Annotated in this window: 12 protein-coding genes; 6 read left to right on the plus strand and 6 right to left on the minus strand. The window is 60.6% G+C overall.

The window, feature by feature from the left end:
* The first annotated feature begins 23 nt into the window (after positions 1–23).
* Positions 24–1211 (plus strand): iron-containing alcohol dehydrogenase, encoded by a 1188-nt coding sequence (locus tag Q0I65_RS06515; protein ID WP_296061392.1) that lies wholly within the window; start codon positions 24–26, stop codon positions 1209–1211.
* A gap of 90 nt (positions 1212–1301) precedes the next feature.
* Positions 1302–2057 (plus strand): carboxymuconolactone decarboxylase family protein, encoded by a 756-nt coding sequence (locus Q0I65_RS06520; RefSeq protein ID WP_296061394.1) that lies wholly within the window; start codon positions 1302–1304, stop codon positions 2055–2057.
* 492 nt (positions 2058–2549) lie between these two features.
* On the opposite strand, the gene Q0I65_RS06525 is transcribed toward Q0I65_RS06520, so the two are convergent.
* A complete protein-coding gene (locus Q0I65_RS06525) occupies positions 2550–3272 on the minus strand; it encodes a methyltransferase domain-containing protein (protein ID WP_296061397.1) in 723 nt (240 codons plus the stop codon).
* A gap of 358 nt (positions 3273–3630) precedes the next feature.
* Between Q0I65_RS06525 and Q0I65_RS06530 the strand changes: the two genes are divergently transcribed.
* On the plus strand, positions 3631–4584 hold the full coding sequence (locus Q0I65_RS06530; RefSeq protein ID WP_296061400.1) for a tRNA-dihydrouridine synthase family protein: 954 nt from the start codon (positions 3631–3633) through the stop codon (positions 4582–4584).
* A gap of 15 nt (positions 4585–4599) precedes the next feature.
* On the opposite strand, the gene Q0I65_RS06535 is transcribed toward Q0I65_RS06530, so the two are convergent.
* Complete coding sequence (locus tag Q0I65_RS06535; RefSeq protein WP_296061403.1) at positions 4600–5268, minus strand: phosphatase PAP2 family protein; 669 nt, start codon at positions 5266–5268, stop codon at positions 4600–4602.
* A gap of 158 nt (positions 5269–5426) precedes the next feature.
* Positions 5427–6260: a LysR family transcriptional regulator gene (locus Q0I65_RS06540; RefSeq protein ID WP_296061405.1), complete on the minus strand. Its 834-nt coding sequence runs from the start codon at positions 6258–6260 to the stop codon at positions 5427–5429.
* Positions 6261–6380: 120 nt separating this feature from the next.
* On the opposite strand from Q0I65_RS06540, the gene Q0I65_RS06545 reads away from it, so the two are divergent.
* The 3 genes from Q0I65_RS06545 to Q0I65_RS06555 all read left to right on the plus strand — a co-directional run bounded on the left by Q0I65_RS06545 (position 6381) and on the right by Q0I65_RS06555 (position 9691).
* Positions 6381–7229 (plus strand): aldo/keto reductase, encoded by an 849-nt coding sequence (locus Q0I65_RS06545; RefSeq protein WP_296061408.1) that lies wholly within the window; start codon positions 6381–6383, stop codon positions 7227–7229.
* A gap of 119 nt (positions 7230–7348) precedes the next feature.
* Positions 7349–8641, plus strand: coding sequence for an MATE family efflux transporter (locus Q0I65_RS06550; protein ID WP_296061410.1), 1293 nt, complete (start codon positions 7349–7351; stop codon positions 8639–8641).
* A gap of 210 nt (positions 8642–8851) precedes the next feature.
* Positions 8852–9691 carry a hypothetical protein gene (locus Q0I65_RS06555; RefSeq protein WP_296061412.1) on the plus strand — a complete coding sequence of 280 codons (840 nt, stop codon included), beginning with the start codon at positions 8852–8854 and terminating at the stop codon, positions 9689–9691.
* Between the two features lie 185 nt (positions 9692–9876).
* On the opposite strand, the gene Q0I65_RS06560 is transcribed toward Q0I65_RS06555, so the two are convergent.
* Genes Q0I65_RS06560 through Q0I65_RS06570 form a run of 3 tightly spaced genes read right to left on the minus strand, consistent with a single transcriptional unit; the run spans position 9877 to position 13407 of the window.
* A complete protein-coding gene (locus tag Q0I65_RS06560) occupies positions 9877–12171 on the minus strand; it encodes a molybdopterin cofactor-binding domain-containing protein (RefSeq protein WP_296061416.1) in 2295 nt (764 codons plus the stop codon).
* A complete protein-coding gene (locus Q0I65_RS06565) occupies positions 12164–12637 on the minus strand; it encodes a (2Fe-2S)-binding protein (RefSeq protein ID WP_296061417.1) in 474 nt (157 codons plus the stop codon). The genes Q0I65_RS06560 and Q0I65_RS06565 overlap by 8 nt, the downstream gene beginning before the upstream one ends.
* Positions 12637–13407, minus strand: coding sequence for an FAD binding domain-containing protein (locus Q0I65_RS06570; protein ID WP_296061420.1), 771 nt, complete (start codon positions 13405–13407; stop codon positions 12637–12639). Before Q0I65_RS06570 ends, Q0I65_RS06565 begins: the two co-directional genes overlap by 1 nt.
* Between the last annotated feature and the right edge of the window lie 114 nt (positions 13408–13521).

Raw genomic sequence — 13521 nt, forward strand, 5'->3', positions numbered from 1 at the left:
ACCCGATAAGCGAAAGGGAAACCATGCTCGGAAACTTCACCTACCACAACCCCACCAAGCTCATCTTCGGCAAGGATGCTCTGGCCTCGCTTGCGACGGAACTCACCCCCTACAACACCATTCAACTCGTCTATGGAGGCGGCTCTATCAGGAAGTTCGGTATTTACGACCAAGTCGTCGAGACACTACGCGCAGCAGGTAAAACCATCGTCGAAGACAGCGGCGTCATGCCGAACCCCACCATCGAGAAGCTTCGCGAGGGCGTGCAAATCGCCCGCGACAACGACATCGATTTCATCCTTGCCGTGGGCGGCGGCTCGTGCGCGGACTACGCGAAGGCAGTTGCGGTCTCTAAGGACCTGCCCGCAGGCGAAGACCCCTGGGACGTATACTTCGACCGATTCGAAGAGCCCGCGGCGGATAGAGAGGTCGTGCCCGTAGGCTCGGTTCTCACTATGGTGGGCACTGGCTCTGAGATGAATCGCGGCTCGGTCATCACCAACCGAGAGCTCGGCAGGAAAATCGGCCATGTCTTCACCGACGAACGCGTTTCACCACGCTTTGCCGTGCTGAACCCCGAGTTCACCTACACGGTGCCGCGCTATCAGATGGCCGCAGGCATCTTCGACATCATGAACCACATCACCGAGCAATACTTCAGCGGCGCCGACGACAACACGAGCGATTATCTGGCCGAGGGTCTCATGCGCAGCCTCGTTACCGCAAGCCGCGCCGCCGTGGCCAATCCGACGGACTACGAGGCGCGCTCGAACATCATGTGGACGGCGACCTGGGCGCTCAACACCCTTGTGGGCTGCGGCAAAACGCAGGACTGGGAGGTTCACATGATCGGCCAGGCCGTAGGCGCCGTCACTGACGCCACGCACGGCATGACGCTTTCCGCTGTGGCGCTTCCCTATTGCCGTCTGATCATGCCGTACGGCCTGGAGAAATTCGCGCGTTTCGCCGTAAACGTTTGGGGCATCAACGCTGCAGGTAAAACCAACGAGGAGCTTGCGATCGCCGGCCTTAACGCCATGGAGGCCTGGATGCGCGAAATCGGCTGCGTGATGAGCATTCGCGAGCTAGGTGCCGACGAGTCCAACCTCAGCGCGATCGCCGACGCAACGCTCACGATGACGGGCGGCTATCGCACGCTCACCCGCGTCGAGATTCTCGACGTCCTGCGCAAAAGCCTCGCAGCAAAGTAGCGGCTGGTCCAAAGCGTAATCGCGAATGACGCTGTCGTTCACCCTAACCGCCACTCGCCACGTGTAAAGAAAATGGGAAGGAAGTCCACAATGACCATCAAACAAACTGCAGGGCATGACGCACTCGGTGAGTTCGCGCCCGGGTTCGCGCACTTGAACGACGACATCCTCTTCGGCGAGGTATGGAGCCGCGAGGACAAGCTGCCTCTCAAGCTACGCAGCATCGTCACCGTAAGCGCCCTCATCGGGAAAGGCATCGTCGACAGCTCGCTGAAATATCACCTGGCCAGCGCAAAGAAGAACGGCGTCACGCAAGAGGAGATGGCCGAGATTCTCACCCATATCGCCTTCTACGCTGGCTGGCCCAACGCATGGGCGGCATTCAACATGGCGAAGGAGGTGTATGCGGAAGACGACGAGAACGGCGAGGGCACCGAGCTCCACGGCGGCTTCTTCGGCCTGGGCAAGCCCAACGACGCCTTCGCACAGTACTTCATCGGCCAAAGCTATCTCAACGCGCTCACTGGGCCCGATGACTACCTGGCCATCTTCAACGTGACCTTCGAGCCGCGCTGCCGCAACAACTGGCACATCCATCATGCAAGCAAGGGCGGTGGCCAGGTGCTCATCTGCGTGGACGGCGAAGGCTGGTATCAGGAAGAGGGCAAGCCCGCCGAGCGCCTGCGCCCCGGCGACGTCGTGGAGATCCCCGCAAACGTCAAGCACTGGCACGGCGCCGCGGCGGATAGCTGGTTCAGCCACCTCGCCTTCGAGTACCCTGGCGAGGACGCAAGCAACGAGTGGCTCGAGCCGGTGGACGACAACGCTTACAACGCGCTTTCTTAACGCGGGAGGCGCTTTCCCGACACTGGAAGGCGCTTTCCCAACCTGGGGGCATTCATGACCTGCGGGTGCTTTTCTGACGCAATGCGCTTTCCCGACCTGGTGCGCTTTCCCGACACGAACGCGCCCGCGTCGTAGCCTCTGTACAAGATTGACGATAAGTTGTGAAGAACTAGTGAATTTGATCGAGAAGGGGTCTTTCCTGTACCAAAAACGTCTCATTCTAAGCAAAACCCGAGCAGGTTATTCCACAGTTGAATTTGATTTGCGGAGTCATACACAAATCCTTCGCAATAAATCGTCGATTTTGTACATGGGGCTCGGAACAACTCGAAGCAGCTTGGCCGCGCACGTCACCAAGCGCGTCGATCAACGTTGAAGGCAGCCCCCTCCCCGCCGTCGACGGGCGAGCGAACGCCGGATGCGGACAAGCGAAGCACACAAAGGGCGGCGAGCGCACTTTGCGCCCACCGCCCCATTTTCCAGTTATCCAGCCTAGGCCTTCACAAGCGTGACCGCGATGGTGTTCAAGAACTCGAGCGCGCCCGCCTCAACAGCCGCACGGTCGCCTTGAGCGTACTCGTTGTCGCAGGCAATCCAGTCGGCCCACGCCTCGGACGTGCACGCCATCTGATGCATATCCTCGATAACCACACCGCTCGTTTGGCCAATCATAGCTCGCCACCAGGCCATATCGTGCATGTATTCAAGTTGCTCGGCGCTCCAGGATGCAAGCAGGCATGTCGGCAGCGCATCATGGCAGTCGCGCACCATGCCGGGGATGGAAAGGTAAATCCTGCCACCAGATTTCACATACGGAAGAAGCCTCTCCCCCAGATAGTGCGGGTCGCGCCCGAAATAGTTATACGAATCGATGCTCACCACGGCGTCGAAGAGCTCCGGCTCGAAAGGCAAGCCTTCCGCGGCGTTGGCCTTGATGGGATGAATCCGCTCGTCAGGCACGCCCAACTCTCGAAAGAACGCGCGATTCCCATCGGGGTCGCTCCACAGGTCGACGGCGTACACGTCAAGCCCGTATTCGCGCGCAAGCATCACGCTCGTTATGCCAGTGCCGGAGCCGAGGTCGCACACGCGCGACCCCTTCGCGATATCGGCGCCGCAAAGCAGCTCCTCGCAGAGCTTAAGCGGATTGGGGCCCATAATCTTGGATCGGACGATAGCGGTGTCGAAGCTGTTCGCTTTTGGGAAGTTGTTCATTGTTACTCCTGTTTGTTGAGTCGATGGTGAAAACAGGTGCGGAACGGCGCAACAGCACGCAGGCTCGAACGCGGCCTTTTCAGAAGTGCTCTGCGATTAACCGTTCCCTAAAGAACAATGACCAAAAAGACATCCCCTAAGATGCGTTTGCGCGGAGCACGATTGCCCCGTCGGGCGAAGTATACAACCGGGCACGGTCGAACGGCAACTGGTCGCAGGCGGCGCAAGCAAGAATACAGCTAGAGCCCAACCGAGTAATCGCAGCATCGCGAACGGGATTATCCTGCGATAATGAAATCATCAGCCCGTTCAAGAGGCGTCATCACCAGAAGTATGCTCAGATGAAGAAGGAGGCGGAATGCTGCTATCGCTTGCCCCCATGGAGGGAATCACCGGATATGCGTTTCGCCGCGTTCACGCGGAAATCTTCGGCGCGCTCGACCGCTACTACACGCCGTTCATCTCGCCGCTCCCCAAGGTAGGAGCGCCATTCGGCAAGCGCAACAGCCGCGAACTCGACCCCGAGAACAACCAGGGCCTCAATGTCGTGCCCCAACTTCTGACCAACGACGCCGACAGGTTCATCTGGGCGGCTGGGCTTCTTGCCGACATGGGCTACAAGGAAGTCAACCTCAACCTCGGCTGCCCCTCGGGAACAGTGGTCGCCAAGGAGAAGGGCTCTGGCCTTTTGCGCAACCCGAACAGGCTCGAGGCGTTTCTTGTCGACGTGCGCGAACGCTCGCCGCTGCCGATCTCGGTCAAGACGCGCGTCGGCATCGAGAGCGACGACGAGTACGACGAGCTCCTTGCACTCTTTTGTCGCTGCGGAATCGCCGAGCTCATCGTGCATCCCCGCGTGCAGAAAGATTTCTACGACGGCACCCCGCGACAAGAACTTTACGGCAAGACGCTCGAGCGCGCGCCGTTCCCCGTGGCCTACAACGGGGACATCTTCACGCAAGACGACTACGGCGCGCTGCTCGCAGCTTACCCGCAGACGCGCCACGTCATGCTCGGCCGAGGCATCCTGGTCAATCCAGCACTCGCACGCGAAATCCGCGGCGGCGAGATCCTCGCCCTCACGGAGCTCAAGCTCTTCCACGACAAGCTTTACGAAACCTACACCAACGACATGGGTGGCAACGCAGTGTTCCGCATGAAGGAGTGGTGGAGCTACGCCAAGTGCGCCTTCGCTGATCCAAGCTCAGTCCACCGCGCCATAAGAAAACTCCGCCGCGCCGACGAGTACGAGACCGCTGCACGCCGAATCTTCTCTACCGAGAAACTCGCAGACTCGCCACGTTTCAGCTGACGCCAGGTCGCAAACCTACTCGATCAGCCCGAGGGCTGGGGCTATGACCTTTGTGTAGAGCACGAGCCAGATCATCGAGACGCAAAAGCCGCCCAGAACGTCGCTCGCATAATGGGCTCCCAGATAGATGCGACTGACCCCCACCATCACGATGACCAGCGCGAACAGGCACATCAACACGATGCGGCGGCGCGGATTCTTCTCGTAGCGCCACACGCACCACGCCAGCAAACCGAAAACAGCCATCGCAACCATGGAATGCCCCGAGGGGAAGCTGAACCCGGATACGTCCGCCAAACGGAGCACGTCGGGGCGCGGGCGCTGGATGGCGAACTTCATCACCTGGTTCAAGAGCACCACCAGCCCCAAATTAGCTACATTGAACCAACCTGGGCGCTTGACCGGCACGAACGCGGCGGCAACGCAAAGCACCACCAAGAGCGTCACCGGCGTGGCCAGCGCCGAGAAGCTCTCCATGATGGGCGTGAGCCACGGTTGGCGCAGATGCTCGCCGAACAGCCACCACGCTGCCGCATCGAGCTTCATGCTCTCTTCGCTGAGCACATCCTCCAGCAACATCACGAACACGATGGCGCACAGCGACGCCGCCACGAGCGCGCGGTTCTCCTTAGCGTAGCGCAAAAGGCTTCGCCCGGCCGCGCCGACACCCGATGATTTGCCCAATCTGGTCAACTCCTCCGCCCGCCCACCTGGACCGAAATCGCAAGCAGACAACATGATAAGGGGCAGAGAGACCCTGAACTGACCTCCCTACCCCTGCGTTTCCACTACACGAAGCTTAGCGCATATGCCGCCAACGTAGGTCCCCCCTTGCGCGCTCCTTAAAACAGACGGCTGACCTTGTCAGCGGCATCTTTTCGCGCGACAAGCCAAAACGATACGTTGACCTCGGGGTCCGTTATGGGAATGCCAACGCGGTTCTCGCCAAGGTCGCGATAACGGCGCTCGATGCTCACGTCGGTGGCAAAGCACGGCAGCGTTGACGTGCGGATGAGCTCAGCAAGCGAGAACTCGTCATCCTGAACGAGGAAGCGCGAGGCGGGAAGTCGCTTTCGCACAACATCGTTCCAAAAGCCCAGGTCGGTGCCGAGCAGGAAGTTGAAGCCGTTCATCTCCTCCAACGACACACGCTCGCGCCCGGCCAGCATATGATCGCGCGGCACGCACAGAAGCAGATGCTCATCGAGAACGTGCGAGCAGACGACCCCCTCTTCCTTGGGGCGATACGGCAGCACCGCCACATCGCAGTCCCCCGCCTCCAGCGCCTCACGCGTTTTCTCCAAATTCGCGACGCGCGTAGTGAGCGCCATGCCGGGATATCGCTGCGACGCACGCGGCGCGATCACCCAAAGAGGAGCTGGCGCGCACGACACCAAATCGATCGTTCGCAAGCTGCGATCATAGGCGCGCACCTCGGCGATGGATGCGTCGATCTCGCGCAAGATGCGCCGAGCCCCCGCAACGGCAAGCCGACCAGCGTCGTTGAGCTCGACTTTGTTCTTCCCATGCACGAACAGCTCGACGCCGTAGCAGCGCTCGATGCGCTTCATGGCACGGGTTACCGTCGGCGTGGAAACGTAGAAACGACGCGCGACCTCCGAGAACGATTCCAGCTCGCCCACGGCAACCAGTTGCTTGAGTTCCGTGATATTCACAAGCTTGCCTTTCAGTTTCCGTTAAGCGGCTTACAAGTAATCTGCACTATTCGCCAGTTTAACGCGCCTATAGTTTGCTTTGCAACGCATTGCTGCATTTCATATAAAGAAAGGAAAGCCATGCAGTACATCACCTTCAACAACGACGTGAAAATACCGCAAGTGGGCCTTGGAACCTACCTGCTTGCCCCCGACGACGCGCAAGCCGCCGTCACCTACGCCCTCGACGGTGGCTACGAGCTCATCGACACGGCAAACGCCTATGTGAACGAACGCGCAGTTGGCCGCGGAATGAGCGATTCTGGCCGCGCGCGCGAGGAAATCTTCCTGGAAACCAAGCTCTGGCCGTGCTTCTACGAGTCCGACACCGCTGTGGACGAGACGCTTGAGCGACTGGGCACCGACTACATCGACCTCATGATTCTCCATCAGCCCGCAGGCGATTACCTTGCGGGTTACGCAAAGCTAGAGGCCGCATACAAGGCCGGCAAGCTGCGCTCTATCGGCATCTCAAACTTCAACAAGGCAGAAATCGAGAATCTCCTTGCGCACTGCGAGATCACTCCGGCGCTGATCCAGGTGGAATGCCACCCCTATTTCCCGCAGACCGAGCTGAAGGAACTCTTGGACAAGCACAACATCGCGCTGCAGTCCTGGTACCCGCTTGGCGGACGCGACAACAAGAGCATCCTCGAGGAGCCTATCGTTTCCGAGCTCGCTGAAAAAAATGGCAAGACCGCGGCGCAGGTCATCATGCGCTGGCATGTCCAGCAGGGCAACATCGTGATCCCTGGATCGAAGACCCCCTCTCACATCGCCGACAACATCGACATCTTCGACTTCGAGCTTTCCGATGAGGACATGGAAGCCATGGCCGCACTCGATCAAGGGAAGCCTTTCTACGAGCGCACCGCCGAGAAGATCGCATTCTACGCAACCTGGCACCCGAACGTCGAAGGCCAGAAGTAGCACCGCGATTAGTTAGTAAGCGATTTTAACGAAGGAGCAGACCCGACCGCATGGCGAAGAAGCACGACCAACTTGACATCTTGCATGGATCCCTATGGTAAAGCGTTCCGCTCTTCGCCATGCCCGTTGCCGCCACCAGCATCCTCGAGCAACTCTCGAACCTCGTCGGCACGCTGATGATCGGGCATTTCTCATCTGACGGAGAGGCAATCGGCATGGCGGCGGTCGGGTCGAACCTGCCGCTGACAAGCCTTGTTATCCAACTTTTCATCGGCCTTTCGCTCGGAGTAAACGTCACGATTGCGTATGCCGTCGGAGCCAAAGACAAGATGAGGGCCAACCGTTGCGCACACACCGCCATTGCACTTTCGTTTATCGGCATCGCGGTGGCAATCGTAATGGAGCTCGTCGCCGAACCTGCGCTGCAATGTCTAAGCGTCCCCGCGGAAGTTTTCGACGAGGCCCTTCTGTTCCTTCGCATATACCTGATCAGCCTTCCCGCAATCATGCTCTACGATTTTGAGGCGGCGATTTTCAGAAGCGTGGGCATCACGCGCATGCCGCTTCTCGCGCTCACCGTGTCGGCGGCGCTGAATGCGCTTCTCGATGTGGTGTTCGTGCCCGTTCTTGGATGGGGCGTCGCAGGTGTCGCCCTGGCAATGGTAATCAGCTACCTGGCAAGCGCGGCATTTCTCTTCGCGCGGCTGCTCAAGGCCGAAGATCCCATCAGAATCGAGCTTTCTCGCCTTCACGTCGACCGCGCCTCAACGGTTTCCATCGTTCGCATCGGGTTGCCAGCCGCAATCCAAGGCGCGGTCTTCGCGATTGCCAACATCGTCATCCAAACGTGCATCAATAGCCTCGGTACGCAGGTGGTGGCTGCGTCGTCCGCGGCACTTGCGCTGGAGTTCGTTTGCTACAGCCTGCTCAACTCGTTTAGCCAGGCATGCACCACCTTCGTCGGGCAAAGTCGCGGCGCAGGTGACTTCGCTCGCTGCAAAAGTACACTCAAGGTCTGCCTTATCGAAGATGGAATCGTCGCTTGCGCCATGATCGCCCTCATGATTTGGCAAGGACAGGCGGTGCTGTCGCTGTTCACCTCGGATGCGGACGTCATCGCAATCGCCTATGTGCGCATCTGCGTCATATTCCCGGCGTACATCTTTAGCATGGCGTACGAGAACATGTCGGGATATTTGCGAGGGTTCAGCATTTCGCTGCCACCGTCGCTGCTTACCGTGGTGGGCGTATGCGGCGTTAGGCTGTTCTGGGTAGCCTTCATCTTCCCGGCAAGCCCCACCTTCGCCACCATCATGGCTGCATACCCCGTAAGCCTCGGGACAACGGCGCTGCTCATCGCCGGCGCGCTCGCGCTCTTCCGCCCCGCAGCGATTGCGCAATCCGTAAAATAGACGAACTTGCGCCCTACCAAGATGCTTGCTGGCATGCGCGGTCACAAAATCACGGGCGCGCCGAGGCGCTTGAAGATGGCACTGAACGTCTGCTTCCCGGGTTGCATCGCTCGCAAATCGTCCTTTGGGAGAGGCTTTCGCCGTTATACTGTTTCTAGCTCGATGACGACGCTGCATGCATGACCCCGTTCCCAACGATAGGAGGCCGTCATGGCGAAAGTGGAAAAGACAGGCCCGAAAGAGTTCATCTGCCCAGGTTGCGGAGCTGTCATGAAGAACACAGCCCTCAGCCCCATCACCGAAACCTGCGGGGCGAAGCTTGTGGACGGCTGGCTTTGCAAGGACTGCGCCTCCAAGCTGCGCATCAAGTATCCGATGTATTACGAGAAGGATAAGAAATACTTCTACGAGAAAGAGGGCGATAGCTACGTTCGCGTAAAGTCGGAAGACGGCGGGCGGCCCGTTCTCACCGCGATCAAAAACGAGCTGCTCTACACAGATGAATACAGCATCATCGACAACAGCACCACCAGCTACACCGAGCATTTGAACTTCGACCCGCTCGCAAAGCTGACTTCTAGCCAGGTGCGGGCTGAACTGGCAAGCATCGGTTCGTACCGCGAAGAAACGCGGCAGGAATTCGCCGGCGCCAAAAACGCCTTCGAGGTGCTCGAGGTCATGAACATGCCGAAGCTCAAGCCCTTACGAGTCGGCCTTCCAAACATCAAGCGCTACAAGGGCGCAATTGCGATTGCGGGAATCGTGCGCCTGGGCGCCTTCCGCAAGGGCGACGTGGTTGAGATCCGCCACGGCAGCGAGACGCTGTCGGCGACGATCCTCACCGCGAGGGAATCGCGCCTCCACCTGAGCCTTTGGCTGTATCCGGCATACGCCTCCGCCTCGGGCAAATATCCCAAGGAAAGCAACATCGACGGCGGCGACCTCGAATCCGATAGAGCGGGAGTCCTCGAGGGGATGCACGCCATCGTGATCTTGAGCCCGCAAGCCGCAGGCATCGCCCCCGGCGACGCCATCACGCTCCGCTCCTAGCGCAGGTGCGAACGAGGCGGGGGCCGGGCGGTTCGTCTCACTGCCTAACGGGAATCAGCCGAGGCGTGGTCGGACGAGTAACGCGAAAGCGAGACAAATCACCCGACCCCTGTCTCGGAAGGGGGATTGGGGGGGTCGAGGCGACCGGGAGCGTCCCGGCCCGCCTCGACCTCAACCCCGTCGCGCTAGTCCGCCTCTGGTTTCGCGAGCAGGACATGCTCCGGCAGGATCGGCAGCTCGCGATGCCACACGCCCGTCGCCCGGTAGATCGCGTGCGCGATCGCGGGAGCCGGCGTGTTGATGACGATCTCGCCGATCGACTTCGCGCCGAACGGGCCCGTGGGCTCATAGGAATGCTCGAACTCAACGCGGATGTCGCCCACATCGAGGCGCGTGGGCAAACGGTAGGTGAACAGGCTCGACTCACGGATAGCGCCCTTGGGCGTGCGGGTCACGTCCTCCATAAGCGTATGTCCGATGCCCTGCACGATGCCGCCCTCGACCTGGATGCGCGCAAGCGCCGGGTTGATGGGAATGCCGCAGTCGACCACGGCGTCAAAGTTGAGCACCTCGACCATGCCGGTCTCACGATCGAGCTCGATTTCCGCCATGCCCACCATAAACGGCGGCGGGGACACCGGGGAAGAATGCATCGCGGTCGCCTCCGCCAGCTGGCAGCTGTTGCACTGGCTCTTCTCTGCGATAGCGGGAAGGGAAACCGTCTCGCCCGTGCTCTCGCGAACCACACGACCGTCTTCGAAGGCAAGCTCGTCGGCGGCGCACCCGAGGATCTCGGCCGCAATGGCGCAGAAGCGCTCCTTCAGCTGCGCGCACGCCTTCTCGACGGCCATGCCGGTCACATACGTTGTCGAAGACGCGTACGAGCCGGAATCGTAGGGCGAGGCATCCGTGTCGGCACCGAACACCGATACGTCGTCCACCGAGCATTCCATATGCTCGGCGACCATCTGCGCCAGGATGGTATCGCAGCCCGTTCCCATGTCGGCCGCGCCGATGACCAGCATATAGGTCCCGTCATCGTTCAGCCTGACGGTAACCGACCCCGAATCGATGCCAGCGATGCCCGAGCCCTGCATGGACATGCCCACGCCCGCAGCGCGAACCTTGCCGTTGCCCATGTCGCGCACGGGGTACTTCGCTTCCCAGTCGAACATGTCGCGGCAGTGGTCTAAGCACCGGTCGAGCGCGCACGCGTTGGCCACCTCGTTGAAATAGGCAGGCATAGTCATGCCCTCACGCAGCATGTTCTGCTCGCGCAGCCCGATCGGGTCGCGGCGCAGCATCTCGGCGAGCTCGTTCACCGTCGTTTCCACGGCGAACTGGCCCTGCGTCGCCCCGAAGCCTCGGTACGCGCCCGAGGGCTGCATGTTCGTGTACACCACGTCGGCCGTGAACTTGAACGCTTCCAAAGAGCCCGTGTACAGGGGGATGGACTTGTGCCCGGTCAGGCCGACCGTCGCCCAGCCGTGCTCGCCGTATGCGCCCGAGTTCGACAGCGTCGTCACGTCGAGCGCGCGGATACGCCCGTCGTCGTTCGCACCAAGGCGAACCTTGATTTCCATCTCATGGCGCGGGGAACCGCAGGTCTGAGCCTCTTTTCGCGTGAACACGCACATTGCGGGGCGGCCCGTCTTCATCGTGACGAACGCGGGATACACCTCGCACACCGCGGTCTGCTTCGCACCGAAGCCACCGCCGATGCGCGGCTTTTCCACGCGAATGCGGCTCTTCGGGATACCCAGCGCGTGGGACAAGATGCGGCGAACATGGAAGACGATCTGCGTGGACGAGATCACGTGCAGGCGCCCGTAACGGTCGAGCTCGGAGTACGTGCGGAAGGTCTCCATCATGGCCTGGTTGAAGGCCTTCGTGTGGTAGGTGCGCTCCAAAACGATATCGCAGTCGGCGAGCACCGCCTCGACGTCGCCGTCGGCGTCAGCGGTCGTGCCCACGAGGTTGCGCTTGTTGTCTCCGCCCAAGTCGCAGAGCATATGCCAGTTGTCCTCAGGGTGCACGAGCGTGGGATTGTCCTTGGCAGCGCGGAAGTCCAGCACGGGATCGAGCACATCGTAGGTCACCTTGATGCGCGAAAGGGCCGCCTCGGCGGCCTTCTCGTTTTCCGCAGCGACGATCGCCACCACGTCGCCCACGTAGCGCACATGGCGGTCGATAATCAGGCGGTCGTAGGGGCTTGTCTCAGGGTAGGTCTGCCCCGCGTTGCTGAAGCGCTCCCCCGGCACGTCTTCCCAGGTGTACACGTCCACCACACCGGCGACTTTCTTCGCCTTCGACGTGTCGATGTCCTCCACGATGGCGTTGGCATGAGGGCTTCGCAAGAGCTTCACCACAAGCGCGTCGGGCGCGATGTCCTCGGTGAATACGGGCTTGCCCAAAAGGAGCTGCAGCGAGTCCTTCTTGCGGACGGACTTGCCAACCGATTGGTAATCGGGCCTATTCACGTGAGCCCCCTTCCGCGTTTCTGCTGGTGAGGAAGTTGCGAATGCCGCGCAGCTGACCCACATACCCCGAGCAGCGGCACAGGTTGCCGGAAAGGTATGCGAGAATCTCCTCGTCGGTGGGGTCGGGGTTCTCGCGCAAAAGCGCAATCGTGTTCATCACGAAGCCCGGGTTACAGAAACCGCACTGCTCAGCGCCCTGGTCGGCGATGAAGCCCACGAACTCGGACGCTTCGTCTTGCAGCCCCTCGAGAGTCTGCACGCTATGGCCGTCGGCGCGGGCCGCCAGCGTGGAGCATGACAGCACCGGCTCGCCATCCAAGAGCACCGTGCACAGACCGCAAGCCGACGTCTCGCAGCCGCGCTTCACACTGAGACAACCATGGGCGCGGACGAAGTCGATGAGCAGCATATCGGCCGAGATGTCGTCGGACACCACCTTGCCGTTCAGCTTGATCGTGATTTCCATTACCGCACCTCCCCCAATGCCAGCAGGGTACGGCGCACAAGCACCGGCACCAGCGCGCGGCGGTACTCCGCAGAGCCCCACATGTTTCCGGAAACGGGGACGACCGCCGCCGCATAATCGGCGAACGCAGCGGTGCTTTCCTCGGTGATGCCACAAGCGAGGATGCCCCGCTCATCGCGAAGGAGCACAGCGCGCGCCGGGCGCGATCCCACGACAAGGCGATATTCGTCCCCCACCTTGGCGGCCGCGCAGTTGAGCGTGGGCAAGTCGGTCCGCTGCTTGCGTACCGCCTGATAGGCGAAGGTACCGGGGCGCTTCTTGACGATCAGACGGACGAGGATGTCGTTGTCGTAAGGCATGCGCGCGAACTCCTCCAAGGGCACAACGCCGCCCTTGAAAAGCTCGACGTAGCTGTCCATGGCCAAGAAAATCGCAACGACGTCGGAAAAGCCCATGCGCCGCCACAGACTTCCGCCCAGCGTGGCACCGTTGCGGAACTGCACGCCCACGATGTCGCGCAGCGCGGCTTCAACCGCACCGCAAGAATAAACTCCCAGGCCAGGATGCTTCTCCATCTGACGCAGGGTTGCCATGGCGCCGATGCGGAACTCGTCTTCGGTCTCCTCGATCGCATCCAAGCCCAGATCGCAAAGGTCGATGGCCGTGTTGAAGGAATGCGTGCCCATCTTCAGCCACATCATGCCCGCAACCACGCGGTTGCGCTTCTTTTGATTGAGCTCCCAAGCCTCTTCCAGGCTTTGCGGGCGCACGTATTTTTGGAAGGTAATAATGTCACTCGCCCCATTATTTGAGGTTTACATAGTCTTCGCTATTATACTGTGGCGCAGGGGGCATCCCCGAAAACACACCTGACCAACCATCGA

Origin of the sequence: uncultured Ellagibacter sp. (assembly GCF_934643285.1) — a bacterium.
Taxonomy (GTDB): Bacteria; Actinomycetota; Coriobacteriia; order Coriobacteriales; family Eggerthellaceae; genus Ellagibacter.

Bases quoted from the DNA above. Each gene is read 5' to 3' on its own strand.
- Q0I65_RS06515 (WP_296061392.1), top strand. From the start codon at position 24: ATGCTCGGAAACTTCACCTACCACAACCCCACCAAGCTCATCTTCGGC.
- Q0I65_RS06520 (WP_296061394.1), top strand. From the start codon at position 1,302: ATGACCATCAAACAAACTGCAGGGCATGACGCACTCGGTGAGTTCGCG.
- Q0I65_RS06525 (WP_296061397.1), bottom strand. From the start codon at position 3,272: ATGAACAACTTCCCAAAAGCGAACAGCTTCGACACCGCTATCGTCCGA.
- Q0I65_RS06530 (WP_296061400.1), top strand. From the start codon at position 3,631: ATGCTGCTATCGCTTGCCCCCATGGAGGGAATCACCGGATATGCGTTT.
- Q0I65_RS06545 (WP_296061408.1), top strand. From the start codon at position 6,381: ATGCAGTACATCACCTTCAACAACGACGTGAAAATACCGCAAGTGGGC.
- Q0I65_RS06550 (WP_296061410.1), top strand. From the start codon at position 7,349: ATGCCCGTTGCCGCCACCAGCATCCTCGAGCAACTCTCGAACCTCGTC.
- Q0I65_RS06555 (WP_296061412.1), top strand. From the start codon at position 8,852: ATGGCGAAAGTGGAAAAGACAGGCCCGAAAGAGTTCATCTGCCCAGGT.
- Q0I65_RS06565 (WP_296061417.1), bottom strand. From the start codon at position 12,637: ATGGAAATCACGATCAAGCTGAACGGCAAGGTGGTGTCCGACGACATC.